Origin of the sequence: Flagellimonas rhodophyticola (assembly GCF_049332665.1) — a bacterium.
Taxonomy (GTDB): domain Bacteria; phylum Bacteroidota; class Bacteroidia; order Flavobacteriales; family Flavobacteriaceae; genus Flagellimonas.
This window is the reverse complement of sequence record NZ_CP186326.1, coordinates 878,253-902,657: the sequence shown is the minus strand read 5'-3', so window position 1 is coordinate 902,657 and position 24,405 is coordinate 878,253. Positions and strand designations below refer to the sequence as shown.

Here is a 24,405-nt window from a genome sequence, read left to right as displayed (position 1 = left end):
TAACTTTTAAATAACATTGAAAATCAGCAAAGTATAGACATTTGACAATTATTTTTTAGATACAATTATGGACAATATTTACTTATTAATGATCATCGCCCTTGCCGTTTTGGCCGTTGCCGATTTGGTAGTTGGGGTCAGTAACGATGCGGTTAATTTTTTGAATTCGGCAATCGGTTCAAAGGCCATTTCATTTAAAACCATAATGATTATTGCCAGTGCTGGTATAGCGTGTGGTGCCATATTCTCTAGCGGATTAATGGAGGTTGCACGTAAGGGTATTTTTAATCCTGGTGAGTTTTATTTTCAAGAAATCATGTTCATTTTCATGGCAGTCATGATTACGGACATATTGCTTCTTGATTTCTTTAACACTTTGGGTATGCCCACCTCAACTACCGTATCAATTGTATTTGAATTGTTAGGTGCCGCCGTTGCCATGTCACTTTTAAAAATTGGTGCAGCAAACGGAGATTTTTCCGATGTAGTGAATTATATAAACACTTCTAAGGCCATTCAGATTATTTCAGGAATCTTGTTGTCTGTTTTTGTTGCATTTACTATAGGCGCCATTGTACAGTGGATTTCCCGACTGCTATTGTCCTATAATTTTGAGAAAAAAGCAAAGTGGGTAGGCGCATTATTTGGTGGAGTTGCTTTGTCTTCCATGGTGTATTTCATTCTAATGAAAGGGATAAAAGGAACACCTTTTGCTGGTGAGAGCTTTGCTATTCTTGGTGGAATGAAAATTAAAGATTTTCTGGAAGCCGAAGTTTTTTCAATAGTAATTGTAAACTTTATAGTTTGGTCCCTTCTATCCTACGTATTTATTCACGTTGCCAAAATCAATATCTATAAAGTAATTATCGGTGTTGGCACCTTTGCCCTGGCGTTGGCCTTTGCAGGCAATGACTTGGTGAACTTTATTGGAGTGCCTATTGCAGCATGGCAGAGCTATGAAGCTTGGGTCGCTTCTGGCATTCCAGCTGCGGAATTTAGCATGGAGGTACTGGCTAAAAAAGTGCCTACCCCCACAGTGCTGCTATTTGTTGCAGGAATTGTAATGGTGGCCACTTTATGGCTTTCCAAAAAGGCAAGATATGTCGCTGATACCGAAATCAATCTTTCAAGAGAAGGGGAAGCTAAAGAAAGGTTTCAACCCAATTTTTTCTCAAGAGGCTTGGTACGGATGTCTTCTAATATTTCAAAATATTTCAACAGTTTGCTTCCAAAAGGTCTGAAAGCAGGCATGGACAAAAAGTTTGAAAAACCAGTAATTGCATTGTCTCAGGACAAAGTACACAAACTTCCTGCTTTTGATATGGTAAGGGCCGCAGTAAACCTAATGGTTGCGGGTATCCTTATTTCCATCGCGACTTCATATAAATTACCACTGTCTACTACTTATGTAACCTTTATGGTTGCCATGGGTACCTCTTTAGCAGATAGAGCTTGGGGTGCGGAAAGTGCCGTATATAGAGTTGCAGGTGTGCTTAATGTAATAGGTGGTTGGTTTGGTACTGCGATTATAGCCTTTATTTCAGCAGGTACAATTTTAACCCTTATCAACTTTGGACAAGGAGCTGCAATCGCGATTCTTTTATTTGCTGCCATTTTACTTTTAGTGCGTAATTACAGTGCTTATAACAAAAAAGCCAAGGAGCAAAAGGCCGAGGATAGTCTAAACAGGGCTGAAAGCAGTTCTGTTCAAGGGGTTATTGAAGAGAGCGCCAGTAACATTGCGAATGTTTTAAAGCGTACCAATAAAATCTATACCAATTCCATAAATGGGTTGGCAAAGCAAGATTTGGAGCTTTTGAAAAAGAACAAGAAGCAAGGCACAAAACTATCTGACGAGATTGAAGATCTTCGAAACCATCTATTCTTTTTCATCAAAAATCTTGATGAGGCCAATGTAGGTGCAAGTAATTTTTATATAAATACTTTGGCGCACTTAACTGATATTGCCCAGTCGTTGGAGTATATCGGCAAAGTGAGTCACAAACACGTGAACAACAATCACAAAAAATTAAAGTATAACCAAATCAAAGAAATCAAAGAGCTTGATTTGGAACTGGAAAAATTGTTTGCTAATACTCAGCAAATTTTCGAAAATAGGTCCTTTGAAGAAATAGGAAGTACTTTAGAGAAGAAGGAAGGTCTATTTCAATTGATGTCAGATAAAATTCAACGTCAAGTTGCTAGGACACGTACCGAAGAATCCAGCCCAAAGAATACTACCTTGTATTTCTCAATACTTACCGAGAGCAAGGATTTGGTAGAAGTTGTATTTGAGCTTTTGGAGCTATATTACGTTGAGCATGATAGTTCTATTGAACCTGCTAGGATTGAGCCAACCGAACCAGCTTAATTGAAGATAGCCTAAACCCTATTCCGAAAAATATTCGGAATCAAAGAACAAAATTCCGGTTTCACACTCAAGGCTGAAACCGGAATTTTTATTTTTATACTTTTACCGTATGCGCTGGATATTTATTGTATTGGTATTAATTACCTATAACGCCCTAAAGGCTCAAACAATTACATCGACTGAATTATTGGACAAGGCTATTGCCTTTCACGACCCCAATGATCAATGGTCTCAATTGAACAACACCTTTAAGGTGTTGATGAAAACTCCAAAATCATCGGATAGATTAAGCATTATCGATATCAATATTCCAAGAGAACAGTTCAAACTTCAAGTTGAAAAGGATAATAATTCGTATTCCTATTCCTTCAATAAACAAGATTGTATTACCCATTTGAATGGCTCAACAGATATCACCGAAGAAGACCGAAATGAGTATCGGTTGACTTGCGAGCGGGGAACCGTAATGCGCAATTACTATACTTATCTTTATGGTCTTCCAATGAAAATCAAAGACCCAGGCACCATACTTCACGAAAAAGTACTGACCAAAACCTTTAAAGGAAAAGATTATCTGGTTTTAAAGGTGAATTACGAAGAGGGAGTGGGCAAAGATGTTTGGTATTTCTATTTTGACCCCAACACCTATGCCATGGAAGTCTACCAGTTTTATCATGATGAAGCCAAAAATGATGGCGAATACATTCTGCTTGAAGGACTCGAAGAGATACAAGGAATCAAAATGCCTAAGACCCGAGCCTGGTATTACAACAAAGACAATAAATATTTAGGAACTGATATTCTCATTAAAAACTAAAGATTGGGTTCTGAAATATAGTGTGTTCATATTGATTGCGGTATTTCAGATTTCTTTCTGTTCTGCTCAGGAAATGGAAAAATCTTGGATGATGGGCCCCTTCAAAAGAGCTACTGATACCAAACCCATTATTCAAAAAGATGTTAGCTCCTTCTTTACAGATCCCATTAAAAATGAAAATGTTTTCTGGGAATCCATGGCAACTTTTAATCCTGCGGCCATAGTTAAAGACAATATGATTCATGTGTTCTATCGAGCTGAGGAAAAGTTGGGGGAAAAGGAAATTGGAGGTCACACTTCAAGAATCGGATTGGCTGTTTCCAAAGATGGAATTTCTTACTCCAAAAAAAAGTTTCCTGTTTTTTATCCTAAAGTTGATGATCAAAAAAAGAATGAATGGCCCGGAGGAGTCGAAGACCCAAGACTTGTAGAAACTAAAGAAGGGCTTTACGTGCTTACCTACACACAATGGAACAGACAAGTACCCAGATTAGCAGTTGCCACCTCAAATGATCTTGTACATTGGACAAAGCATGGTCCCGTTTTTAAGAATCACAAGGAAGGTAAATATCAAAATAAGGAAACAAAGTCCGGTGCTATTGTAACCCAACTTGATAATGGGAAACTGGTTGCCGCAAAAATCAATGGGAAATATTGGATGTATTATGGAGTGCCACACGTTTGGTTGGCCAGTTCTGAAAATCTAATAGATTGGACACCAATAGAGACCTATGAAGGTAGTCTTGCACCCGTTTTGAGCCCAAGGCCAGGTTATTTTGATTCTTGGTTAGTAGAGGCCGGACCACCTCCCGTTCTCACTGAAAATGGAATTGTGGTTTTGTACAATGCAGGAAACTCGCAAAATATTGGCGTAAAGGAATTAGGAAATAGGGTTTACACAGGAGGTCAAGCACTTTTTGATTCCAAAGAACCTTGGAAGCTACTGGACCGATGCAGTGCTCCATTCATTAAACCAGAGCTTCCTTTCGAAAAGTCAGGACAATATAAAGATGGCACAACCTTTCTAGAAGGGTTGGTACAATTTAACGGCATTTGGTATCTGTATTATGGAACTGCAGACAGTATGGTTGGGGTTGTGACCTCTAAAAAATAGTTTACTATCTATAAAAATTCATCTCATCCATATACTTCCAAACCGCATCTGGAAGCAGAGGCCTGATGTTTTTACCTTCTTTATGTTTATTTCGAATAAAAGTGGATGAAATTTCCATAATTGGAGCGTCTACCCTGTGAATTTTAGGATGCTCTTGAAACTGATGTTCAATTTTTCCTTCTGAAATTCTTGGGTATACATGAATGGAATAGTTCTCCAAAATAGTCTCATAGTTTTTCCATTTATGGAAGCTCTTGAGATTGTCCTCTCCCATTATCAAAGAAAATTGATGTACAGTACCATATTCCTCATCCAAATGCACTAAAGTGTTTATGGTATAATTTGGCTGCGGTAGAGTGAACTCAATTTTACTGGGCTTTAATTTTGGATAATCTTGCAATGCCTCATCCACCATCTGATATCTATGATGGTCATCCAATAAAGATTGTTTTGTTTTGAAAGGGCTTTGTGGAGTTATTACAAACCATACTTGGTCAAGCCCTGAAAATTCAACGATATGATTGGCAATAGCCAAATGGCCAATATGGATAGGGTTAAACGTTCCAAAATACAGCCCTACGCGTTTCATTATTCCTCTTCTGAATTTGAACATGTTGCCCCCACAAAATCGGCTACCAATTGATGGGATTCTTGTAGGGCCACATCTAAATCGTAGTTTTTGATAATCTTATCAAATTGGGGTGCAGTAGCAAGCTCAACCGATGCTTTTGCCACCCTCATATTGATTTTGTCATCACTCTCTGTACTTCGCTTTTTTAGGCGAATTTTCAACTCATCAACACTTGGAGGTTTCACAAAAACTGCTAGGGTTTCCTCTGGAAATTTCTTTTTTATACGAAGACCTCCTACAACATCAATATCAAAAATAACGTTCTTGCCTTCGGCCCATAATCGTTCTACTTCACTCTTCAAGGTTCCATAGAAGTTATCTCGATATACTTCTTCCCATTCCAAAAAATCTCCTTGTTTAATATGTTTTTTGAACTCGGGGATTGAGATAAAATAATAGTTTTTCCCCTCTTCTTCACTTCCCCGTTTAGGTCTTGAAGTTGCAGAAACAGAAAAGGCCAAATTCAATTCAGGTTGCTCTAGAAGATATTTTACAATGGTTGTTTTACCGCTTCCTGAAGGGGCTGAAAAGACTATGAGTTTTCCTCCTTTTCTCATAGTACATTGAGCATTTGTTCTTTGATTTTTTCCAATTCATCTTTCATTTGGACCACCAATTGCTGCATAGGTGCATAGTTGGCCTTAGACCCAATGGTGTTTATTTCCCTACCTATTTCTTGAGCGATGAATCCGAGCTTTTTTCCATTGGAATCTTTTGATTCCAATGTGCTCTCAAAATAATCCAAATGATTTGCTAAACGCACCTTTTCTTCAGTGATATCGTATTTTTCGAGATAGTAAATAAGCTCCTGTTCAAATCGGTTTTCATCCAATTCTACCTTTAAATCGGCAACAGCCTTTTCAAGTCGCTCACGAACCGTATCCAGTCTCTCAGGGTCCATGTGTTTTACTTCTTCAAGCAAATTGTTAAGCTTACTGAGTCTACCAATAAAGTCTTTTTCCAAAACCTTGCCTTCTTCATTTCTGAATTTTGAGATTTCCGAAAGAGCCTCTTTCATAGCGGTCTTGATGGCTCCATATTCTGTTTCATCAATATCAGCCTTTTCCGTTTTCATGGTATCCGGCATGCGTAAAGCCAATTCAAGCAATTTCAAATCATCTCCAGATGTGATATTTGCAAGTTGTTGCATGTACTTTTTTACCACACCTTGATTAACCGCTGTAGTAGTTTCCTCACCGGTGATTTCAACATAAAGCCCAAAATCGACCTTTCCTCTAACCAAAACGTCGGCAATCATTTTTCTTAGCTCCAATTCTTTCTCCCGATAGAATTGTGGAATTCTGGCATTGATATCCAGGTTCTTGCTGTTAAGTGATTTAAGTTCGATGGTGATTTTTTTGGAGGGAAGCTGTACAACATGCTTCCCAAAACCGGTCATAGACTGAATCATATGGGATGATTAAATTTTGGCAAAGGTAACCAAAAATGGGGTTTACCCAGGTTGTGCCACAAAGCAATGTCTGAGGATTGTAGTATTTAATCCAACTCTCTTACCCAAATATTTCTGAAGCTCACCCTACTATTATCATTGTGGTCTTGTAACATTAACGGAGCTTTTCCATGAGCCTGATATTTAGGCCAACCAATATATTCTATTGTGCCTTCAATTACGAAATGATCTTGAATTAAAACACCGTTATGTAATAAAGTAACCGTGGCTGGTTTTACAATGTTTCCTCCTCTACTAAATTCTGGGGTGTGAAATATAATATCATATGTATTCCATTCGCCAGTTGGAGATGAAGCCATGGCCAATGGCACACCTTGCTTGTATAAAGCTCCTACTTGCCCATTTACATAGGTGTCGTTATCATTATTGTCCAATACCTGTATTTCATACCGTTGTTGTATAAATACTCCACTATTAGCTCTGTTTTGTCCATCTCGAAGTACTTCTTTTGGTGACTTCCATTCTAGATGTAGCTGGATGCTCCCAAAATTTTGTTTGGTTTGGATGTTTCCAGTTCCATCGTTGACCGTAGTACTACCATCTTTATTCAAATGCCATTTTACGGCCGAGCTATCAGCGCTGCTTATCCAGTGGTCAAAATTTTTACCATCAAAAAGAACAATGGCGTCGCTCGGTGGAGATCCAAGTTGACCTGGAATCACACGAGGTGGTACGGGTTCATAAACTTCAGTGGCTTCTGGATTAGTTGGCTGTTTTTCTTGGCCCAATGCAACAACTGCAATAAAACCAAAAAAGAAAAGAAATAGATTTTTGGACATTTATAATTCTTTGATTTTAATATTTCGATAAGCCACAATATCGCTATGATCCTGTAAGCCGATTTTTCCTGTTTTGTAGGCTCCAAATCCTTCCCAATCAGCAAACTTGGATTTGGATACCATGGTGTCCCATTCAGGTCCGTGAACCGGAAATTCAACAACTTTAATTCCATTCAATAGTACCTGGCCGTGGTTGGTTTCATGGTTTACAGTTAATTCAACGGTATTCCATTCGCCTGCCGGTTTAACTGCCTTTTCGGATGGAGCAATCATGTCATACAAGGCTCCTGCCTGATGAGTAGTTCCGTTTTTAGCATCCGGATGTTCCTCGTCATCCAAAACCTGGATTTCAGGCCCGGTTAAATATGGTTGCCCATATTTTTCACCCTCATAAACACCCCAAAAAATTCCACTGTTCCCACCTTTCGAAATCTTCCATTCTAAAGACAAAACAAAGTTGGTGAACTCTTTATCGGTCACAATATTATAGCTTTCCCCTTCTTTCTTCTCTTTAGGTGGATAGAATACCATGGTACCATCTTCGAGTTTCCAAGGCTCATCAATTTCTCCTTCATTGTATAAATGCCACCCATTAAATGAGGTTCCATCGAATAAGGTTACCCAACCTGATTCTTCACGTTCCGTTTGAGCTTCAGTTGCCTGTATGGTCTCTTCTTTTGCCTCTTCTTTTGGTTTGTCTTTACATGCAAAGGCAACCATTAAGGCCATAAATAAAGTCAGCTTTTTCATAATCCCAATATTTTTTTAAGTTTTTCAGTATCTGTTTCTGCCCCCGCGAAATCATCAAAGGTTTTGGTGGTGGCTTCAATAATATGGTCTTGGATAAATTTGGCACCTTCCCTTGCTCCTTGTTCCGGACTTTTAATACAACACTCCCATTCCATAACTGCCCAAACATCACATCCATATTGTGTTAATTTTGAGAAAATCGTCTTGAAATCTATTTGTCCATCACCAAGAGAACGATAACGGCCTGCGCGATCTCCCCAATCGTTATAGCCTCCAAAAGCACCCTTTTTTCCAGTTGGATTGAATTCGGAATCTTTTACATGGAACGATTTTATAAATTCATGATAGTGATCTATATATGCAATATAATCCAATTGTTGTAACACAAAATGGCTTGGGTCATATAATATATTCACTCTTTTGTGATTGCCAGTAGCTTCCAAAAAACGCTCAAAGGTATCCCCATCATGCAAGTCTTCTCCAGGGTGAATTTCATAACAAACATCAACCCCTTCCTTATCAAAGTGGTTTAGAATGGGCATCCATCTTTTGGCCAGTTCTTCAAATCCCATTTCTACCAATCCAGGTGGTCTTTGAGGCCAAGGGTGGGCAGTGTGCCAAAGTAATGATCCAGAAAATGTGGCATGAGCTTTTATTCCCAATCTTCTGCTTGCCGTTGCGGCCTTTTTAACCGTTTCAATGGCCCACTCGGTTCTAGCTTTCGGATTATTCTTTACTGCATCTGGGGCAAAATTATCGAACATGATATCGTAAGCAGGATGTACTGCCACCAACTGCCCTTGCAAGTGTGTGGATAGTTCGGTGATTTCCAACCCATACGAATTGATTTTTCCCTTTAATTCATCGCAATAATCCTGGCTTTCAGCTGCCTTGTCCAAATCTATTAGAAACGACTCCCAAGTTGGAATTTGGATTCCTTTGTACCCTAATCCAGATGCCCATTCGCACAGTCCATCCAAAGAATTGAAGGGAGGTTGGCCATCTACAAATTGAGCTAGAAATACTGCCGGTCCTTTAATTGTCTTCATTTAAATCAACTTTTTAGCTTGTATAAATCCTTAAGGTTTTAGGATTTATCACCTATATTTAAGAAAAATATTATGATGTTTTCAGTTTCCTCTAGGAAAGACATAAATATAGGGATTCGCCAACAATTAAAACAGCACAATAATGAATGAAAATGTTGTTTATGATGCCATTGTAGTTGGAACGGGAATCACCGGGGGATGGGCAGCCAAGGAGCTTTGCGAAAATGGATTGAAAACATTGGTCTTGGAACGTGGCCCAATAGTAAAGCACGTTGAAGATTACAAAACCATGAACGATGACACTTGGGACTATGCCTTTAAAGGTGAACTGTCTCGTTCGGAAAAGGAAAAATATCAGAAACAACTTCGTGTTGGTTGGGCCCCGCGTGAAGATGTCAAGCATTTTTTTGTGAATGATTTAGAGCATCCATACCAAGAAACCAAACGTTTTGATTGGATTCGCGGATATCAGGTAGGTGGTCGGTCCCTTACCTGGGGCAGGCAAAGTTATCGTTGGAGCGATATTGATTTTGAGGCTAACAAAAAGGAAGGCATTGCCATTGATTGGCCTGTCAGATATAAAGATATAGCTCCATGGTATGACAAAGTTGAGTCCTACATTGGGGTAAGTGGTGAAAAATTGGGATTGAAACAATTGCCTGATGGTCAATTCTTGCCTCCGATGGATTTGAACTGTGTGGAAAAAGATCTACAAAAATCTATGACCACTCATTTTGAGGATGGTCGCCTGTTGACGATCGGCAGAGCCGCACATATTACTAAAAATACTACTGATTTTACCGGGCGTGGCCCTTGTCAATATAGAAATAGATGCTGGAGAGGGTGTCCTTTTGGGGGTTATTTTAGCAGTAATTCTTCCACATTACCGGCAGCGGAACGTACTGGAAATCTAACCCTTCGTCCAAACTCAGTTGTTTACGAAGTAGTCTATGATGATGTTCAAAAAAAGGCAACAGGAGTTAAAATCATTGATTCGGTAACCCATGAAAAGATTGAATTTAAATCCAAGGTAGTTTTCCTATGTGCTTCGGCAATGGCATCTGTAGGAATCTTATTGCAATCCAAATCAAAAACATTTCCAAACGGTCTTGGCAACAATTATGATGAGGTGGGCCGCAATATTATGGACCACCACTATCAGCTAGGAGCATCTGCAAAAGTAGATGGGCATCTAGATAAATATTACAAAGGCAGAAGACCTAATGGTTTTTACATCCCCCGTTTTGTAAATCTGAATGAAAAAACCAAACGAAAAAACTTTTTGCGAGGTTTTGGATATCAAGGTGGAGCAGGAAGGTCAAATTGGTCAGAAACTGTTGCAGAAATGGGATATGGTGTTGCCCTTAAGGAAGCGGTGTTGAAACCGGGTGATTGGGAAATTGGAATGACAGGTTTTGGAGAAATGTTGCCTTATCACGACAATCGTGTTACCTTGAGTGCTGATAAGAAAGACCAATGGGGTCTTCCTCAATTGGATTTTGATGTGGAATTCAAAGAAAATGAAATGAACATGCGCGAGGCCATCAAGGAAGAAGCTGTTGCCATATTAAAAGCAGCGGGTTATAGAGATGTGAAGGCCTACGATAGAGAAACCGGGCCAGGGTTGGGCATACATGAAATGGGAGGTGCCCGCATGGGACATGATTCCAAGACTTCTGTCTTAAACAAACATAATCAAGTGCATGGAGCACCCAACGTTTATGTGACTGATGGCGCTTTTATGACCTCCGCCAGCTGTGTTAACCCATCACTGACCTATATGGCTTTTACAGCAAGAGCTGCACAACACGCTGTTGAACAATTCAAACAACATAAATTTTCTTAAATACCTACTATGGAAAACGCTTCTGCCCGCAATTTATGGGGCGATTTTTTGGACGCCCATCTAGAATTTGCTTCTGAAGATGCACCTAAAGTGATTCACTTTTGTGATAATCAAAAAGACGCAGACGATTGTGTCAATTTGGTGTGCAAAGATGTAAAAAGAGCCACTTCGCATTCGCTTTTAGGAATGCAAAACCGCAATGAACCTATGCCCAAAATAGGAGATTTTGCTGTCGTGACTGATTGGTCTGGAAAAGCAAAGTGTGTTATACGGACTACATCGGTAAAACTGGTTCCTTATTTTGCCGTTAACTCTGATCATGCCAGAAAAGAGGGCGAAGGCGACAAAAGTTTAGAATACTGGAAAAAGACACATTGGGACTATTATACCCGAGAACTTTCTGAATTTAATCGTATCCCTAGGGAAAGTATGATTGTAGTTTTTGAAGAATTCGAAAAGGTTTTTCAAAGATAATGGCCGCACGTAGGCGACCATTATTCTCTATTTTAGAATATAGATTAATCCAAATCAATCCAAACATTCCCTTGTTTGTGTGAAGCGACTGTACTTTCAATAAAGTTCATTCCCCTAACACCATCACGCATGGTTGGGAATTCCCCATCATTGTATTCTTCGCCGCGGATGGCTCTAGCAGCCCCTAAATAGATATTAGCCATCGAATCAAAAATGCCTTCGGGATGTCCAGCAGGTATTTTTGAAGCTTTTAGGGAAAGTTCAGAATTATAGGCATGTCCTGGTTTATAAACTTGTAAGGGTTCCGTATCACTCATCTTATACAGAAAATTGGGTTTTTCCTGCTCCCATCTGAAAGCTCCTTTTTCTCCATAAATGGCAATAGCCAGTCCATTTTCTTCCCCAGTAGCCACTTGGCTCGCTCTAACCACACCTTTCACATGTTTGTCCATACGAATCAAGACCGTACCATCCACATCCATTTGATTATCATCGTAGAGGTAGTTAAAATCGCACAGAACGGATTTAATCTGTAATCCCGTGGTGTATTCAATTAAATTGGAGGCATGCACCCCAATATCACCAATACATGAACTTATTCCAGCTTTTTTTGGATCTAATCGCCAAACCGTGGAACGCTTTTCTTTATCATGAATTACGGTATTGATCCAGCCTTGATAATATCTCGCATCCACTTTATGGATTCTTCCCAAAGCACCTGCTTTAATCATTTCCCTCATTTGTCGTACCATAGGATAACCTGTATACGTATGGGTAAGTGCGAATACCTTTCCTGATTTTTGGTGTACCTCTTCCAATATTTTCGCCTCCTCATGGTTCATGGTCATCGGTTTTTCACAAATCACATGAAATCCATTCTCCAACAATTTCTTGGCCATTGGAAAGTGCAAGAAATTAGGTGTAAGTACTGAACAAACCTGGATGCGTTGATCTTCCGGAAGCTTCATTTCCTCCGATATCAAAGTGTCAAAATCTTTGTATATCCTATTTGTGGGCACATCGATTTCTTTGGCAAAACCCATGTTCTGTTCAAAGTCTGGATTAAATACCGCTCCGACTATTTCATAATTGTCATTTATAAAAGAGGCCACTCTGTGCAGCACCCCAATAAGTGAATCTCCTCCACCTCCAATAATACCAAGTCTAATCTTTTTTGGCATGTGTTTTCTTTTTTTAAGTTGCTTCAGTATTTGATTTTCGTTTTTTCATATATAAGTACAATCCTAGGAACGCCGCAATTAATATTGCAGGCAGGATTGACATCGTTCGCAGTGCTTCCATAGGACTGGCATCATCCATCAATTTTCCCATAAAAGGTAATACCACTGATACGGATAACATTCCAGCACCTCCCATTATCGAAAGCCCGAGGGCTCCTGTTTGGGGTAAGTATTCCGCAACAAATCCAAGCATTGTCGGCCAGAAAAAGGTGACTCCCACCGCAAAGACAGCCGCTGCAGCAAATGTCATCGTCCCACTTGTTATAGTCAACAACCAAAGACCAATAAAGGTAAATATTGCAGAAAACAATAACATTCCTGACGGTTGAAGCTTATGTATTACTTTACCAGCAAAGCCTCTACCTATAGCCATAATCCCATTGATAAACACCAAGACCAACAACGGAACAGTACCGGATTCTTTTAACAATGATTCGATTCGCTGTGTTGTTCCCAGTTCTGATGCCGCAGTCAGGAGCATACAAATCACCATAAAAATAAATAGTGGTTTACCCAGACTGGCAAACATTTTTTTATTGCTAACTCCCAATTGAACACGTTCTGTAACCGGGAACTTTTGTCCAAAAAATAAGAATGCATATATCACCAGGGGAATAAATAATATTCCGACCATTATTTGCCATCCCAAGCCCATGACATCCATAATCAGCCATCCTAGAACGCCTCCTATGGCTATGCCTCCAGGAAACCAAACATGAAAACGGTTGAGCATTTTTGTTTTATTCTCGCTATACATAGATGCGATCATAGGGTTGAGCGCGGCTTCTACCATTCCGTTTCCAATACCAACAAATAACGTAGCTAAAAACAATGAGGTTTGATCTTTGGCCAAAATTGTCCATGTAATACCAATAGCATGGGTAATAAATGCAATCCAAGTAATCTTTTTTATTCCAAGGGAATCAACCAATGGACCTCCAATAATCATTGCTAAGGTAAAACCCCAAAATGCAGGTGTAAACGCCCATCCAATTTGCTCTAATGTCAATCCAACTCCTTCAGGACCAAAAACGGTCTCCAATCTTGCCCGTATCGCAAAGGTCATTGAAGTGACCAACAAAGCAACACAGGATGCTACAAACAATCGATTCTTGTTTACATTCTCCATGTTATATTATTTTGGTTGTTATTTAGGATTTGTATTCTATTTTTTCGTTTTTGAAAAGGAGTGCAAAAAGAATGGCAACACCTAATGCAAAAATGGCTGGGAAACTCCAAATATTTTCCCATTCATGAATGTTTTCTGAAGTGAGATACGTATCGGTTATCTTACCTGCAATCCAAAAACCTATCAGCATACCCACACCGTAGGTGGCTAAGGTAATTAATCCTTGAGCAGCGCTTTTGTACTTGTCCCCCGCCTTGGTATCTGTATAAATTTGACCGGAAACAAAGAAAAAATCATAACATATGCCATGAAGTGCGATACCTATAATCAGCATAAAGGCCAATTCTCCTTCATTTCCATATGCAAAAAGCAGGTACCTCACCAGCCAGGCGAACATGCCCACTAAAATTGTCCTTTTAAATCCAAATTTCTTAAAGAAAAATGGCAGTAATAACATAAACATAACTTCAGAAATCTGACCTATCGTCATCATTCCTGCCGGGCCGATTTCCGCACCGAAAACTCCAATTGAAGCTCCAATTTCACCCAAAAACTGTCCGGCGTGTTGGTAGTAAAATGCCAAAGGAATACATATCAGCACCGATGCTAAAAAGAAAACCAAAAAATTTCTGTCTTTCAATAGCTTTAAAGCATCTAGCCCGATAATATCCGAGAGAGATACTTTTTCCGCTTTACCAACCCTTGGTGGTGTTTTAGGCAATGTGAAACTGAACAGACCAAGCACAGCAGAAGCTATAGCGGTCATGACAAATGTATTTCTTAATGCACCATTTGCGATGTTCTCCGGGGAGTCCCATTTAAAAACGGTGCTTATAAAAATTAGTCCCGCTACAATCCAACCAATAGTCCCAAAAACCCTGACAAAGGCAAATTCTTTGGATGGGTCCTTCATTTGATTGAACGAAACTGAATTGACCAAGGCCAATGTAGGCATGTAAGCAATCATATATCCAAATACATACGGAACGAATACTGAAATATCGTCTGCATTGGCCATCTGGTACATTATAAATGCTCCGACCAGATGTAAAATTCCCAAAACCTTTTCAGCATTGAAATAGCGGTCTGCAATCAATCCGATTATAAAGGGTGCAATTATTGCACCCCAGGATTGACTTGAGTACGCCAGGGCAATATCTGCGCCCGATGCTCCTAAGGTGTTAGGCAAATAAATACCTAATGTCACGAACCAACCTCCCCATATGAAGAACTCTAAAAACATCATAAACGACAGCTGGAACTTTACTTTTAAACTCATGAACGGGGGTTATCTTTTATAAAAAATGTAGTCCAAGGGTTCAGGTTCAATACCGTTAGATCTATAATCCATAAGTATTTGGCCTCTGTGGTGCGTTGAATGGTTGATAATATGAAAAAGTATATCCTTAAGCTCATTCGCAAACACTCTTCCCTCGCTGTTTTCGTAATCTATTCTTCGGCCGAAATCATCGGCATTTGTAATTAGCTCAAAAGTGGTCCGTTGGTTTTCATAATGAATATCTCCCCAACTTTCAACGGTATGCTCTTGCCAAACACCATATTCTGGGGGTTTTCCGGCGATACGATTGTTCCAAATATGATGGGCATTCAATATATGACTAAAAAGCTTGATGCACTTTTCTGGAACTTTTTCCATAGTCGTGCATTGCTCAATAAGCTTCTTATTACAATAAAAATTGTAGTCAAATAGTTGGTTAAACAATACCTTCATATATAATGAGCTTCAGCAATCGAACTTTAAACTTGTTTGCCTGCTTTAATCAATAAATCTCTTGTCGCAATGATACCTTCTTCCTCGCTCAAAACACTTCCTTCATATTCAACACCAACAAATCCGGTATATCCTGCTTCTTTTACAATCTTCAACATCTTAACATAATCAATCTTGGTCTCGTTACCATCAGCATCAAAATCGTAGGCCTTTGCACTTACCGCTTTTGCGAATGGCATCAATTCCTCTACCCCTTTGTACTTGTCATATTCCTTTATGCATTTTGAATCGTAATAAGACCCATCTTCTCTTTTAACACAGAAGTTTCCAAAATCTGGTAGTGTCCCGCAATTATCCATATTCACGCTCTTCATTACCTCGGCCAACCAAGCTCCATTTGATGAAGGTCCCCCATGGTTCTCTACAATAATGTTTACATTTTTGTCCTTGGCATAGGTCGACAGCTGCGTTAATCCATCTGTTGAAGCTTCGATCCATTCATCCTGTTCCATACTTCCTTGAAGATTAACACGTATAGAATGACAGCCCATAGCGGCGGCGGCATCTACCCATTTAAAGTGGTTTTCTACCGCAGCTTTTCTTTCTGCCTCATCGGCTGCAGCTAGAGCCCCTTGTCCATCAATCATAAGCAATACGTTTTTCATACCATGCTTTTCAGCTTCTGCATTGCTTTTATCTACGAAAGCTTTCATAGCTTCTGGCGAATAATTACCCTTCTCAAGTTCAGGATGGTATAATTGACTTACGTATTCAAGACCCGTAAAACCCCACGCTTTTGCTTTTTCCGCAAAAGTGTATGGATCAGTCCCTCCTTCACGAATCATTTTATTGATAGACCACTGCGCGAGCGATAGTTCAAAAAATGGGGAAGTCCTTTCTTCAGTCACAACAGCAACTTCTTCACTCTCCGGTTCTTTTTTGGTTTGCTTACAAGCATATCCACCCAAAGCAGTTAAGGCTAAGCCTGCTTTTGCAGAATTGACAACAAAATTTCTTCTTTTCATACCTATTGGTTTGTGATACTGGCAATTAAAAGATTAGGATTTACTACAACGTTATAGTGTTAATTTCCCAATAAACAGGGGGTTTAAATGTAGAAAATTAATTTAATATTTAATACTTTTAGAAAATAAACAATCAATAATAAATGAGCATATTCTATTACAATGAAGAGCAAGAATCCTATGATGCAATTGTTGTTGGGACAGGCATCAGTGGTGGATGGGCTGCAAAGGAACTTTGCGAAAATGGCTTAAAGACCTTGGTACTGGAGCGTGGACCAATGGTCAAGCACAGAGAAGACTATCCTACTGCCAATATGGATCCATGGGATTTTCCAAACAATGGACAACCTACAACAGAAGACATTAAAAAACAGGAAAAGCAAAATCGCACGGGGTATACAACCAGAGCAGGTTCAAAGCATTGGTTCGTAAACGATTTGGAACATCCATATAATGAAACTAAACGTTTCGATTGGATGCGAGGATACCATGTTGGGGGTCGTTCCATCATGTGGGGTCGACATAGCTATCGCTGGAGCGATATCGATTTTGAAGCTAATAAGAAGGATGGCGTTGCGGTAGATTGGCCCGTTCGTTACAAGGATATTGCCCCATGGTATGATAAAGTGGAATCGTACATAGGCGTTGCTGGGGAAATGTTGGGCCTACCCCAACTACCTGATGGAAAATTTGAGCCTATGATGGAGCTCAATTGTGTGGAACAGCATGTACGCGAAAAGGTTTCGGAGCATTTTGATGGTAGGGTAATAACTGCCGGTAGAGTTGCTCACATAAATAGTGATAAAAAGTTTGAAGGTGATGGAAGAGTACGTTGCCAATATAGAAACCGATGTATTCGTGGGTGTCCTTTTGGAGCTTATTTTAGCAGTGTTTCTTCTACTTTACCGGCTGCCGAGCGCACAGGAAACATGACGCTAAGACCAGATGCCATTGTTCATGAGGTAATGTATGACCCTGATACCAAAAAAGCGACTGGTGTTAAAGTTATTGATCGCGTTACCAAGGAAGAACATGTATTCAAGGCAAAAGTGATTTTCCTATGTGCTTCAGCAATAGCTTCAACATCTATATTGATGCAATCAAAATCTGACCGTTTCCCAGATGGACTCGGCAATGATTCGGATCAATTAGGAAGAAATATCATGGATCACCACTTACGTGTGGGCGCTTCAGGAAAATTTGATGGTTTTGAAGATAAGTACTATAAAGGAAGAAAGCCCAACGGGATTTATGTCCCTAGGTTCAGAAACCTTGGCGGCAGCTCCAACACCGATAAGTTCTTAAGAGGATATGGCTATCAAGGAGGTGCCCAAAGAGGCAATTGGGAAGATGTTATTGCAGAAGTTTCCCATGGAAAAGACCTTAAAGATGCCATTTTGAAGCCTGGAGGTTGGACTTTTGGAATGGGTGGATTTGGAGAAATTCTTCCCTATGAGGATAACCGCATGACCTTGGATTATGATAAGGTTGATCAATGGGGACTTCCAACGGTTACCTTCGATGCCGAGCTCAGGGAAAATGAATTGAAAATGCGTGAGGATATGAAAAATCAAGCAGTTGAAATGCTTGAAAAAGCAGGTTTGCGTGATGTAGAATCATTTGATGATCCTGGTGCAATAGGTTTAGGAATCCATGAAATGGGTACTGCTCGAATGGGAAGAGATCCAAGAACATCTGTTCTTAATGAATATAACCAAGTACATGCCTGTAAAAATGTGTATGTTACCGATGGTTCTTTTATGACTTCGGCCTCATGTGTCAACCCTTCGTTGACTTATATGGCTTTCACAGCAAGGGCAGCCAACCACGCAGCGCAAGAACTTAAAAAAGGAAATATATAATGGAAAGAAGAGCAGCATTAAAAAATATGGGAATGGTTTTCGGTTATGCCGCGGCCACTCCGGCATTATTGAGTATTGTTCAAAGCTGTCAAAGTAAAAAGGTGCTCGATTGGACTCCAACCTTTTTTAGTAAAGAGCAAGGGAATATCGTGCATTCATTAATTGACATTTTGTTACCAAAAACGGATACACCTTCAGCGTCTGAAGTAAATGTGCATTTGTTTATCGATCAATTTGCCAATGAAGTACTGCCAGAAGAACACCAAGGGTTAATGAAGTTGACGATGGAATCGTTCACCAACAAGGTATTGGCCAGTTCTGGAAAAGAGAGCTTAGCAGACCTCGATGATGAAGATTTAGAACCTGTATTTGCTTCTTATTTGAAAAAAAGAACCCCAGAGCAGGAAGAGCAGCATGGTGAAATCATGGACGCTTATATTGAAGCCATGACAAATGGTGAAACAGCTGAACTAGACGAAGAGGTTGCCTGTTATGCTTTTGCAGATAATCTTAGAAACACTACTATCTGGGCCTATAAAACTTCTGAATACGTTGGTGAAGAAGTCTTGGCTTATTTACCTATACCAGGTGAGTATATTGGTTGTGGTGATCTTAATGAGTTGACCCAAGGAAAAGCTTGGTCCTTATAGGTTTTTCCTAAACTAAAACACACGAAAAAACCCTATTGCTAAGCAATAGGGTTTTTATTTGGGGTAGATTTCCGTAGCTATTTATTGCAGGTCGTCCACTATTATTGTTAAAGAAAACACCTTGGTTCTGCCCAATGTGGGGTGAGCTTTCCCAAGGTGCTTTATCAAATAAACACTATCACATTATGATCCGCACATTAAGCAATCATCATCTGCTTGACCTTCTTTGGCCCGCGCGATCATCTCTTTCATTTCTTCTGGGGTCATCGGCTGTATGTCCACATCTTGTTGCTCAACTGGTGTGGTTTCAACCTTAATTCCTTCTGCAGCTTTAGGACTAGCGGCCAAAACCTCAGCCTCGGCTGCTACGCTTACTGGAACTTCTTTTTTCTTGGTATTGTCCAAGGTAAACTTAATGGCGTCAACAGCCGCTTTAGTTCTTAGATAATACATTCCAGTTTTAAGTCCACTCTTCCATGCATAAAAATGCATTGAAGTCAACTTGGAATAATTTGCATTTTCCATGAACAAATTTAAAGATTGGCTCTGGTCAATAAAGTATCCTCTTTGCCTACTCATATCAATGATATCCTTCATACTCAACTCCCAAACCGTCTTGTAAAGTTCTCTAATGTCCTGTGGAATAGTTTCTATATGTTGAATAGATCCATTGGCACGCATCAATTCTTGCTTCATGTTTTCGTTCCATAGTCCTAAAGCTACCAAGTCTTCCAATAGGTGCTTATTTACCACGATAAACTCCCCGGAAAGTACTCTTCGAGTATAAATATTGGAAGTGTATGGTTCAAAACATTCATTATTACCAAGTATCTGAGAAGTAGATGCTGTTGGCATTGGTGCCACCAATAAAGAGTTACGAACCCCATTCTTCTTTACTTCTTTTCTCAATTTTGCCCAATCCCAGCGTCCTGAAAGCTCTTCATCTTTGATGCCCCAAAGATTGTGCTGGAACTCTCCTCCTTCAATTGGAGAGCCTTTATAAGAAGAGTATGGGCCATCTTCTTTTGCTTCTTCCATTGAAGCCGTCACAGCAGCAAAATATAGCGTTTCAAATATCTCTTGGTTCAGTTTTTTGGCTTCATCACTTGTAAAAGGTAAGCGCAGCATGATAAATGCATCAGCCAATCCTTGTACACCAAGACCAATAGGTCTATGACGCATATTTGAATTTTCAGCTTCTTTGACCGGGTAGTAATTTCTATCGATAACCTTGTTCAGGTTCTTGGTCACTCTTTTTGTAACCTTGAACAATTCTTTGTGGTCAAACTCACCATTCTTAATGAACATTGGCAGTGCGATAGATGCTAAATTACATACCGCAACCTCATCTGGAGAAGTATACTCCAAAATCTCCGTGCATAGGTTAGATGAACGGATAGTTCCTAAATTCTTCTGGTTGCTCTTACGGTTGGCAGCATCTTTATACAACATATAAGGCGTACCTGTTTCAATTTGAGATTCCAGTATTTTTTCCCAAAGTTCGCGTGCCCTTACCGTTTTACGACCTTTTCCTTCGGCTTCGTATTTTAAATATAGTTCTTCAAACTCTTCGCTGTGATGTGTAAAAAGTCCCGGGCACTCATTAGGACACATTAATGTCCACTCTTCATTTGCTTCTACTCTTTTCATGAAAAGATCGGAAATCCACATGGCATAGAATAAATCCCTAGCACGCATTTCTTCTTTACCATGATTCTTTTTCAAATCGAGAAACTCATAGATATCTGCATGCCAAGGTTCCATGTAGATTGCGAAACTTCCTTTACGTTTTCCACCACCTTGATCCACATATCTCGCCGTATCATTAAATACTCGAAGCATTGGAACAATTCCGTTAGAAGTTCCATTGGTGCCTGCTATATAGGATCCCGTGGCTCTCACATTATGGATAGAAAGACCGATACCTCCTGCTGATTGCGATATTTTTGCTGTTTGCTTTAACGTATCATAAATTCCGTCAATACTGTCATCTTTCATTGCTAAAAGAAAGCAAGATGACATCTGTGGCTTAGGTGTGCCGGAATTAAACAAAGTAGGCGTTGCATGAGTGAAGTACTTTTTAGACATTAACTCATATGTCTCTATGGCAGCATCCAAATCGTTTAAATGAATACCAATAGAAACACGCATCAACATATGCTGTGGACGCTCTGCTATATTTCCATTTAATTTTAATAGGTATGAACGTTCCAAAGTTTTAAAACCGAAATAATCGTAGCCAAAATCACGGTTATAAATAATGGTTGAATCTAATTTTTCCGAATTTTCAGAAATTACCTCATAAACCTCATCGGATAAAAGCGGTGCCTTTTTACCTGTTCTAGGGTTTTCATATTCATACAAATCCTTCATGGTTTCGGAGAAGGATTTTTTAGTGTTCTTATGTAGATTGGAAACCGAGATACGAGCTGCCAATTTCGCATAATCTGGATGCGTTGTGGTCATGGTAGCGGCAATCTCCGCAGCCAAATTATCCAATTCGGATGTGGTAACACCATCATAAAGTCCTTCTATTACGCGCATGGCTACCTTTAATGGGTCTACCAGTCCGTTAAGACCATAACACAATTTTCTTACTCTGGCCGTGATCTTATCGAACATGATCAGCTCTTTTCTTCCGTCTCTTTTTACTACATACATGTGGCTACTATTGTTTTTAAATGATACGTTTGTTGGTTATACCAGCATACATTTTCTCTGGCGATGGAAAATTCCAACGCGCTTAGGTTAAGATCACGAAAATACTAGGGGGTAGTATTTTCTTAAAGGTTGGTCAATTTAAAAATCAGCGTCGAAACTGATTTTTTGTGCGTCTTCGTCTTTTTCTTTGTTCAGCACTCCCGCTTTTTGATATTCGGAAACACGCTTTTCAAAGAAATTGGTTTTACCCTGAAGTGAAATCATATCCATGAAATCAAATGGGTTGGTAGCATTGTACACTTTTTCACATTCTAACTCCACAAGCAACCTGTCAGTTACAAACTCCAGGTACTGAGTCATTAGTTTTGAGTTCATTCCAATAAGACTTGCCGGAAGTGACTCAGTAATAAATTCTCTTTCAATATCCAGAGCGTTGGTCAGAATTTGTGTTATTCGCTCTTTAGGCACTTTATTGATCAAGTGTTTGTTATGTAAATGAACAGCATAATCACAGTGCATTCCTTCATCCCTAGAAATTAACTCGTTAGAAAATGTAAGGCCAGGCATTAGACCTCTTTTCTTAAGCCAGAATATGGAACAAAAAGCCCCTGAAAAGAAAATTCCTTCAACAGCGGCAAAAGCAATTAATCTTTCTGCAAAACTTGGAGAATCAATCCAGTTCAATGCCCAGTCAGCTTTCTTTTTGATTGCTGGAAAGTTTTCAATGGCCTTGAAAAGAATGTTTTTCTCTTTCTCATCCTTTACATAAGTGTCTATTAATAAAGAATAGGTTTCTGAATGGATATTCTCCATCATTATTTGAAACCCATAGAAAAATTTGGCCTCAGGATACTGAACTTCACTTACAAAATTTTCCGCCAAATTCTCGTTTACTATGCCGTCAGATGCAGCAAAGAATGCAAGTATGTGTTTTATAAAATAACGTTCATCGTCATTCAGCTTGTTGTTCCAGTCTGTTAGGTCTTCATGAAGATCTATCTCTTCTGCTGTCCAAAAACAGGCCTCGCATTTTTTGTACCATTCCCAAAGATCATCATGCTTTATTGGAAAAATTACAAATCTATCTTCATTTTCTTCTAATATGGGCTCAATGGCTGCTGACATAATATCTAGTTACAAAATTTATAATTTGGAAAGGAAATTTCCTTACGAACAGGGCTAACAAAGATTCAAAAATGTAACCAGATTGTAAAGTTTGTTTTACTAAAACGAGTGTAAAGTTTTTAACACAACATGTTGAAATCTAGGCTAGCAACCCGTACAGCTTGGGCTGGTAAAATTTAAAGAGAATGAAAACTTTTTTGCGAAATAAGAAGGCAACAAAAAAGACCAAAGAGTATAAAAATTTATATTCCTTGGCCTTGATTTATTTATGGGAATTACACTAAAAGCTCTTCCGGTGTGCATTACCAAATAGTACGGCCTTTTTCCAAGTCTCACCGATGGAAATTTGTCAAGTTCTAGGTAGTTCCCCCGAAACCTAAAACCAAACTTCAAATCCTGGCTCAACCGGATATTTTATTTTGCAAGCAGTTTCTAAAACAAGAGGTTGGTTGCTTCGGCCGTACAATTTGTTGGTAATGTAAATGAACGTAGTGGGTTGAAACGTCTATGGTATGATGGCCATTTCGTTCCAGTCTGATTGCATCTCCAAATCCTTATTCTCCAATACCGCGGCGCAAACCAGAGCAAATATCAAAATCATAAATAACACAACACATTTTCTCATTGTATGTATGGTTTAGGTTGTCTTTTATTTTGACAAGACCAAAGTATAAAACAAAATCAGCCCTTCAATTGAGGCATGTATGAATTGTGCTTTTTTGTGTGTAGATGGTTTAGGTTTTTTTCAATTTCGTCTCAAATAGAGGTAAAATAAGGGCTTTGCTTAGGAATTTATGTACAAACCTACCGTTCCAACTGGTTTTTTACCAGTTATACGTTTAAAATGTCCATCAGCACATAATTTTAAATACCTTATATATATTAATCCTAAATTTGAGTTTGATTTAAAACAGAGGATGTTAGAAGCAGTTATCGTAGACGATGAAGTCAAAGCACTACAAAGTTTAAGTTGGGAGCTTACCAACCTGAGCGATGAAGTAGATATTGTTGCGTCTTTCACAGATGCCCATGAAGCCTTGGACTATCTTGATCGCAATACCCCAGATTGTCTTTTTCTTGATATTGAAATGCCTGCAATGGACGGTTTTCAGTTTATCAAGAATCTTAAAAACAAGGATTTTCCGGTGGTAATTACCACTGCATACAACCAGTATGCACTTCAAGCTCTTAAAAATGAAGCTATAGATTATCTTCTTAAGCCAATTGACACTGACGATCTTCAGGTAACCATTGCCAAAATCAAAAAATTCAACACCAAAAATTTGACAGTTGAAAAATTGGAAAAAATATTGTTGAATTTTAATGCCGATTCCCATAGCAAAAAAATCACCATCAACACAGACGGAAAGTTAGTGTTTTTGAACAGCGACGACATTCTTTATGCCGAATCTGATGGGAATTACAGCACAATTTATTTAAGTGATGGACAAAAAATTCTATTGACCAAGAAGTTGAAAGAGGTAAACACTCTTTTACCAGACAATAGTTTTTTCAGAATCCATAACTCATATATCATCAATCTCAATAAAATAAAAGAATTTCTAAAAACGGATGGATACGTGGTTTTGGAATCCAATCATAAAATACCTGTTTCCCGTCAGAAGAAATCCGATTTTTTGGATATGTTGTAACTTTCTAGGATACTGTGTTCAAAATT

General features: G+C 39.1%; 21 protein-coding genes. 8 read left to right on the top strand and 13 right to left on the bottom strand.

The genetic code is table 11. The features are described from left to right. The first annotated feature begins 67 nt into the window (after positions 1-67). From ACOKFG_RS04125 to ACOKFG_RS04115, 3 genes are all read left to right on the top strand, one after another. Positions 68-2,371 (top strand): inorganic phosphate transporter, encoded by a 2,304-nt coding sequence (locus ACOKFG_RS04125; protein WP_299486766.1) that lies wholly within the window; start codon positions 68-70, stop codon positions 2,369-2,371. 109 nt (positions 2,372-2,480) lie between these two features. Then, entirely contained in the window at positions 2,481-3,188 is a 708-nt protein-coding gene (locus ACOKFG_RS04120; protein ID WP_299486768.1) for a DUF6503 family protein, read from the top strand. 22 nt (positions 3,189-3,210) lie between these two features. Beyond that, positions 3,211-4,302 (top strand): glycoside hydrolase family 130 protein, encoded by a 1,092-nt coding sequence (locus tag ACOKFG_RS04115; protein WP_299486770.1) that lies wholly within the window; start codon positions 3,211-3,213, stop codon positions 4,300-4,302. A 4-nt stretch (positions 4,303-4,306) separates the two neighbouring features. Here the strand turns inward: ACOKFG_RS04115 and nadD are convergent, their stop codons facing one another. The 6 genes from nadD to ACOKFG_RS04085 form a co-directional block, all read right to left on the bottom strand. After that, positions 4,307-4,891: a nicotinate (nicotinamide) nucleotide adenylyltransferase gene (nadD, locus tag ACOKFG_RS04110; protein WP_299486772.1), complete on the bottom strand. Its 585-nt coding sequence runs from the start codon at positions 4,889-4,891 to the stop codon at positions 4,307-4,309. Continuing rightward, entirely contained in the window at positions 4,891-5,490 is a 600-nt protein-coding gene (gene gmk, locus ACOKFG_RS04105) for a guanylate kinase (protein WP_299486774.1), read from the bottom strand. The genes nadD and gmk overlap by 1 nt, the downstream gene beginning before the upstream one ends. Further along, complete coding sequence (locus tag ACOKFG_RS04100; RefSeq protein ID WP_298793201.1) at positions 5,487-6,344, bottom strand: YicC/YloC family endoribonuclease; 858 nt, start codon at positions 6,342-6,344, stop codon at positions 5,487-5,489. The genes gmk and ACOKFG_RS04100 overlap by 4 nt, the downstream gene beginning before the upstream one ends. Before the next feature lie 86 nt (positions 6,345-6,430). Beyond that, complete coding sequence (locus ACOKFG_RS04095; RefSeq protein ID WP_299486776.1) at positions 6,431-7,183, bottom strand: 3-keto-disaccharide hydrolase; 753 nt, start codon at positions 7,181-7,183, stop codon at positions 6,431-6,433. After that, complete coding sequence (locus ACOKFG_RS04090; RefSeq protein ID WP_299486778.1) at positions 7,184-7,933, bottom strand: 3-keto-disaccharide hydrolase; 750 nt, start codon at positions 7,931-7,933, stop codon at positions 7,184-7,186. Continuing rightward, positions 7,930-8,982 (bottom strand): sugar phosphate isomerase/epimerase family protein, encoded by a 1,053-nt coding sequence (locus ACOKFG_RS04085; RefSeq protein ID WP_299486780.1) that lies wholly within the window; start codon positions 8,980-8,982, stop codon positions 7,930-7,932. Before ACOKFG_RS04085 ends, ACOKFG_RS04090 begins: the two co-directional genes overlap by 4 nt. A 142-nt stretch (positions 8,983-9,124) precedes the next feature. Between ACOKFG_RS04085 and ACOKFG_RS04080 the strand changes: the two genes are divergently transcribed. Further along, positions 9,125-10,828, top strand: a complete 1,704-nt coding sequence (locus ACOKFG_RS04080) for a GMC family oxidoreductase (protein WP_299486781.1) — start codon at positions 9,125-9,127, stop codon at positions 10,826-10,828. A gap of 9 nt (positions 10,829-10,837) precedes the next feature. Then, complete coding sequence (locus ACOKFG_RS04075) at positions 10,838-11,302, top strand: ASCH domain-containing protein (protein ID WP_298793192.1); 465 nt, start codon at positions 10,838-10,840, stop codon at positions 11,300-11,302. Positions 11,303-11,346: 44 nt separating this feature from the next. On the opposite strand, the gene ACOKFG_RS04070 is transcribed toward ACOKFG_RS04075, so the two are convergent. The 5 genes from ACOKFG_RS04070 to ACOKFG_RS04050 form a co-directional block, all read right to left on the bottom strand. Continuing rightward, positions 11,347-12,483: a Gfo/Idh/MocA family protein gene (locus tag ACOKFG_RS04070; protein WP_298793190.1), complete on the bottom strand. Its 1,137-nt coding sequence runs from the start codon at positions 12,481-12,483 to the stop codon at positions 11,347-11,349. Between the two features lie 13 nt (positions 12,484-12,496). Next, the gene (locus ACOKFG_RS04065) at positions 12,497-13,672 is read right to left on the bottom strand and encodes an MFS transporter (protein WP_298793188.1); all 1,176 of its coding nucleotides are present in this window, start codon (positions 13,670-13,672) and stop codon (positions 12,497-12,499) included. A 22-nt stretch (positions 13,673-13,694) separates the two neighbouring features. Beyond that, positions 13,695-14,951 carry an MFS transporter gene (locus ACOKFG_RS04060; RefSeq protein ID WP_298793186.1) on the bottom strand — a complete coding sequence of 419 codons (1,257 nt, stop codon included), beginning with the start codon at positions 14,949-14,951 and terminating at the stop codon, positions 13,695-13,697. Positions 14,952-14,960: 9 nt separating this feature from the next. Beyond that, on the bottom strand, positions 14,961-15,329 hold the full coding sequence (locus tag ACOKFG_RS04055) for a DinB family protein (RefSeq protein ID WP_422861891.1): 369 nt from the start codon (positions 15,327-15,329) through the stop codon (positions 14,961-14,963). A gap of 101 nt (positions 15,330-15,430) precedes the next feature. Beyond that, positions 15,431-16,429, bottom strand: coding sequence for a sugar phosphate isomerase/epimerase family protein (locus tag ACOKFG_RS04050; protein ID WP_422861890.1), 999 nt, complete (start codon positions 16,427-16,429; stop codon positions 15,431-15,433). A 143-nt stretch (positions 16,430-16,572) separates the two neighbouring features. Here ACOKFG_RS04050 and ACOKFG_RS04045 point away from each other — a divergent pair, with 143 nt between their 5' ends. Together ACOKFG_RS04045 and ACOKFG_RS04040 are read left to right on the top strand one after the other, a co-directional pair. Beyond that, positions 16,573-18,291 carry a GMC oxidoreductase gene (locus ACOKFG_RS04045; RefSeq protein ID WP_422861889.1) on the top strand — a complete coding sequence of 573 codons (1,719 nt, stop codon included), beginning with the start codon at positions 16,573-16,575 and terminating at the stop codon, positions 18,289-18,291. Continuing rightward, positions 18,291-18,941: a gluconate 2-dehydrogenase subunit 3 family protein gene (locus ACOKFG_RS04040; protein WP_299171417.1), complete on the top strand. Its 651-nt coding sequence runs from the start codon at positions 18,291-18,293 to the stop codon at positions 18,939-18,941. Before ACOKFG_RS04045 ends, ACOKFG_RS04040 begins: the two co-directional genes overlap by 1 nt. Positions 18,942-19,124: 183 nt before the next feature. Here ACOKFG_RS04040 and ACOKFG_RS04035 read toward each other — a convergent pair whose 3' ends face one another. Continuing rightward, positions 19,125-21,602, bottom strand: coding sequence for a ribonucleoside-diphosphate reductase subunit alpha (locus ACOKFG_RS04035; RefSeq protein ID WP_298793175.1), 2,478 nt, complete (start codon positions 21,600-21,602; stop codon positions 19,125-19,127). A 138-nt stretch (positions 21,603-21,740) separates the two neighbouring features. Further along, a complete protein-coding gene (locus ACOKFG_RS04030; RefSeq protein WP_298793173.1) occupies positions 21,741-22,727 on the bottom strand; it encodes a ribonucleotide-diphosphate reductase subunit beta in 987 nt (328 codons plus the stop codon). Positions 22,728-23,644: 917 nt separating this feature from the next. Here ACOKFG_RS04030 and ACOKFG_RS04025 point away from each other — a divergent pair. Next, on the top strand, positions 23,645-24,379 hold the full coding sequence (locus ACOKFG_RS04025; RefSeq protein ID WP_299486790.1) for a LytR/AlgR family response regulator transcription factor: 735 nt from the start codon (positions 23,645-23,647) through the stop codon (positions 24,377-24,379). The last annotated feature ends 26 nt before the right edge of the window (positions 24,380-24,405 follow it).

Excerpts from the sequence above, each read along its gene's own strand:
- ACOKFG_RS04125 (WP_299486766.1), top strand. The coding sequence starts at position 68 with ATGGACAATATTTACTTATTAATGATCATCGCCCTTGCCGTTTTGGCC.
- ACOKFG_RS04120 (WP_299486768.1), top strand. The coding sequence starts at position 2,481 with ATGCGCTGGATATTTATTGTATTGGTATTAATTACCTATAACGCCCTA.
- nadD (WP_299486772.1), bottom strand. The coding sequence starts at position 4,891 with ATGAAACGCGTAGGGCTGTATTTTGGAACGTTTAACCCTATCCATATT.
- gmk (WP_299486774.1), bottom strand. The coding sequence starts at position 5,490 with ATGAGAAAAGGAGGAAAACTCATAGTCTTTTCAGCCCCTTCAGGAAGC.
- ACOKFG_RS04100 (WP_298793201.1), bottom strand. The coding sequence starts at position 6,344 with ATGATTCAGTCTATGACCGGTTTTGGGAAGCATGTTGTACAGCTTCCC.
- ACOKFG_RS04095 (WP_299486776.1), bottom strand. The coding sequence starts at position 7,183 with ATGTCCAAAAATCTATTTCTTTTCTTTTTTGGTTTTATTGCAGTTGTT.
- ACOKFG_RS04090 (WP_299486778.1), bottom strand. The coding sequence starts at position 7,933 with ATGAAAAAGCTGACTTTATTTATGGCCTTAATGGTTGCCTTTGCATGT.
- ACOKFG_RS04085 (WP_299486780.1), bottom strand. The coding sequence starts at position 8,982 with ATGAAGACAATTAAAGGACCGGCAGTATTTCTAGCTCAATTTGTAGAT.
- ACOKFG_RS04080 (WP_299486781.1), top strand. The coding sequence starts at position 9,125 with ATGAATGAAAATGTTGTTTATGATGCCATTGTAGTTGGAACGGGAATC.
- ACOKFG_RS04075 (WP_298793192.1), top strand. The coding sequence starts at position 10,838 with ATGGAAAACGCTTCTGCCCGCAATTTATGGGGCGATTTTTTGGACGCC.
- ACOKFG_RS04070 (WP_298793190.1), bottom strand. The coding sequence starts at position 12,483 with ATGCCAAAAAAGATTAGACTTGGTATTATTGGAGGTGGAGGAGATTCA.
- ACOKFG_RS04065 (WP_298793188.1), bottom strand. The coding sequence starts at position 13,672 with ATGGAGAATGTAAACAAGAATCGATTGTTTGTAGCATCCTGTGTTGCT.
- ACOKFG_RS04060 (WP_298793186.1), bottom strand. The coding sequence starts at position 14,951 with ATGAGTTTAAAAGTAAAGTTCCAGCTGTCGTTTATGATGTTTTTAGAG.
- ACOKFG_RS04055 (WP_422861891.1), bottom strand. The coding sequence starts at position 15,329 with ATGGAAAAAGTTCCAGAAAAGTGCATCAAGCTTTTTAGTCATATATTG.
- ACOKFG_RS04050 (WP_422861890.1), bottom strand. The coding sequence starts at position 16,429 with ATGAAAAGAAGAAATTTTGTTGTCAATTCTGCAAAAGCAGGCTTAGCC.
- ACOKFG_RS04045 (WP_422861889.1), top strand. The coding sequence starts at position 16,573 with ATGAGCATATTCTATTACAATGAAGAGCAAGAATCCTATGATGCAATT.
- ACOKFG_RS04040 (WP_299171417.1), top strand. The coding sequence starts at position 18,291 with ATGGAAAGAAGAGCAGCATTAAAAAATATGGGAATGGTTTTCGGTTAT.
- ACOKFG_RS04035 (WP_298793175.1), bottom strand. The coding sequence starts at position 21,602 with ATGTATGTAGTAAAAAGAGACGGAAGAAAAGAGCTGATCATGTTCGAT.
- ACOKFG_RS04030 (WP_298793173.1), bottom strand. The coding sequence starts at position 22,727 with ATGTCAGCAGCCATTGAGCCCATATTAGAAGAAAATGAAGATAGATTT.
- ACOKFG_RS04025 (WP_299486790.1), top strand. The coding sequence starts at position 23,645 with ATGTTAGAAGCAGTTATCGTAGACGATGAAGTCAAAGCACTACAAAGT.